Annotated in this window: 2 protein-coding genes; both read left to right on the top strand. The window is 31.5% G+C overall.

The annotated features are described in order from the left end of the window. The first annotated feature begins 414 nt into the window (after nt 1-414). A complete protein-coding gene (locus KA878_RS13175) occupies nt 415-1,362 on the top strand; it encodes an IS30 family transposase (protein ID WP_193839788.1) in 948 nt (315 codons plus the stop codon). A gap of 99 nt (nt 1,363-1,461) precedes the next feature. Further along, nucleotides 1,462-2,511, top strand: a complete 1,050-nt coding sequence (gene cfr, locus KA878_RS13170) for a 23S rRNA (adenine(2503)-C(8))-methyltransferase Cfr (protein WP_001010505.1) — start codon at nt 1,462-1,464, stop codon at nt 2,509-2,511. Nucleotides 2,512-2,912: the final 401 nt, after the last annotated feature.

The raw sequence follows: 2,912 nt of genomic DNA, 5'->3' as shown, positions 1-2,912 counted from the left end.
ACAATTATACGGACTTTATCGTTGCTAACTTTAATATTTACATTTGAATATTAAAATGTTACAGTACAGGCTAAGTATATTAATTAGTGAAAGGAGGTAATAGCTATTTTAGCTATTAAAGGGAGTAGTCTGTCCTTTTTTAAACTAAACAATGATATAAAAACAGTTGCCGGAGCTTTGCCTCTACTATGGATAAGTTTAAAACAAGATCATCAACATACTTGTTTTATGTAGTGAAATATGCATATTTGTATGTTTTGACTTTCGGCACCGGTAATTTTTATCTGTGTTTTTTTTGTGTGACGAATTGTAATATTAAGTGCAACACTAATAAAATTTCAAAAAAAAGGCCCATGATTGGCACTTTATTGTAAGATGTTAATAACCACAAAAACACATACAAGGGGTGCCAATATGAGCTACATTCATCTTACAATAACTGAGCGTGCAAGTATAGAGATTCTTAGGAAAGAAAATTATTCTTTAAGAGCTATTGCCAAACGATTAAACCGTTCGGTTTCTACCATTTCTCGCGAAATTAAAAGAAATAAATTCAATCATAATTATGTTGCTGAAACAGCTCAAACTAATTATGAAACTCGAAAAAAGAATTGTGGTCGTCCTTCCAAATTAACAAATGAACTGATCAACACAATTATCCATCATCTAAAATTACGTTGGTCACCTGAACAAATAGTTGGCAGATTACTTCAAAACAACATATGCTTTAAAACAATTTACCGATGGATTAATGCTAATTCATTTGGTTTAGATTTGTTTCCTTATTTAAGACAAAAAGGCAAAAGACAACGACCTACAGAAACCCGAGGACGTTTCAATGTTGGCAAACCGATATCCCAACGTCCTAAGAATATCAAAAAACGTAATTCTTTTGGCCACTGGGAGGCAGATACAGTTGTTTCAAGCAGAGAGAAAAGTAAAGGCTGTTTGGCTACTTTCGCAGAAAGAAAATCTCGCTATTATATTTGTTTTCTAATGCCTGATCGTTCTTCTAAATCAATGGAAGTAGCTATAAAACAACTTATTTCATCTTTGCCTAACAATGCTGTAAAAACGATTACTGTAGATCGTGGTAAAGAGTTTTCATGTTACAAAAATATTGAATCTCAATTTGAGGTCGATATCTATTTTGCTGATCCATATTCTGCTTGGCAGCGTGGAACTAATGAAAATTCTAATGGATTACTTAGAGAATTTTTCCCTAAGAAAACAGACTTTGCAAAGGTAACACAAGAAGAGTTGGATTATGCTTTAAAGTCTATAAACCATCGTCCTAGAAAGTGTCTTAATTGGAAAACATCTTATGAAATTTTAAATTCTGAGTTGTTGCACTTAAATTGACAACTCAACGTGTGCAAAAAGAAATTGATTCTTAGGGACTGCTACTCCTTTCCAATTATTCTAATTACCACTAGAGCAAATTGTGAAAGGATGAAAGAAATGAATTTTAATAATAAAACAAAGTATGGTAAAATACAGGAATTTTTAAGAAGTAATAATGAGCCTGATTATAGAATAAAACAAATAACCAATGCGATTTTTAAACAAAGAATTAGTCGATTTGAGGATATGAAGGTTCTTCCAAAATTACTTAGGGAGGATTTAATAAATAATTTTGGAGAAACAGTTTTGAATATCAAGCTCTTAGCAGAGCAAAATTCAGAGCAAGTTACGAAAGTGCTTTTTGAAGTATCAAAGAATGAGAGAGTAGAAACGGTAAACATGAAGTATAAAGCAGGTTGGGAGTCATTTTGTATATCATCACAATGCGGATGTAATTTTGGGTGTAAATTTTGTGCTACAGGCGACATTGGATTGAAAAAAAACCTAACTGTAGATGAGATAACAGATCAAGTTTTATACTTCCATTTATTAGGTCATCAAATTGATAGCATTTCTTTTATGGGAATGGGTGAAGCTCTAGCCAACCGTCAAGTATTTGATGCTCTTGATTCGTTTACGGATCCTAATTTATTTGCATTAAGTCCTCGTAGACTTTCTATATCAACGATTGGTATTATACCTAGTATCAAAAAAATAACCCAGGAATATCCTCAAGTAAATCTTACATTTTCATTACACTCACCTTATAGTGAGGAACGCAGCAAATTGATGCCAATAAATGATAGATACCCAATAGATGAGGTAATGAATATACTCGATGAACATATAAGATTAACTTCAAGGAAAGTATATATAGCTTATATCATGTTGCCTGGTGTAAATGATTCTCTTGAGCATGCAAACGAAGTTGTTAGCCTTCTTAAAAGTCGCTATAAATCAGGGAAGTTATATCATGTAAATTTGATACGATACAATCCTACAATAAGTGCACCTGAGATGTATGGAGAAGCAAACGAAGGGCAGGTAGAAGCCTTTTACAAAGTTTTGAAGTCTGCTGGTATCCATGTCACAATTAGAAGTCAATTTGGGATTGATATTGACGCTGCTTGTGGTCAATTATATGGTAATTATCAAAATAGCCAATAGTATTGAACAAGGTATATAGCTGATATAATAAGGTGAATTTTTAAATAATATTAATGCAATTAATATTATTTTGATAACTCAATTATGCTAGTATTTTCTTCAAATATGAATGGACTACTGGGTGAAAGATAATTAACTAATCTGTATTCTTCTAATTTGAAATGAATAAGTTTCAAAGTACTAAGATATAGGATTAGTCATCCATTTTTTTTAAATCAGTTTAACTAGATGTTTTGTTTGTCGAATGACAAAAAACTCTTATTTAGTATAAATGAATAGATAATCCTTCCAATAATAATTGGGAGGATTTTTTATTCTCCCTAAATACAAATGTAAGTTAATGAAATATATACTTGAAGATGTTTATGGTATTCTAAAAATGAGTCAAGTCCAGACTCCTG

It is taken from the genome of Staphylococcus sp. GDY8P57P (assembly GCF_017892585.1).
Taxonomy (GTDB): Bacteria; Bacillota; Bacilli; order Staphylococcales; family Staphylococcaceae; genus Staphylococcus; species Staphylococcus borealis.
Note: the sequence above shows the minus strand (reverse complement) of the source record. Positions and strands in the feature narration are given on the sequence as shown.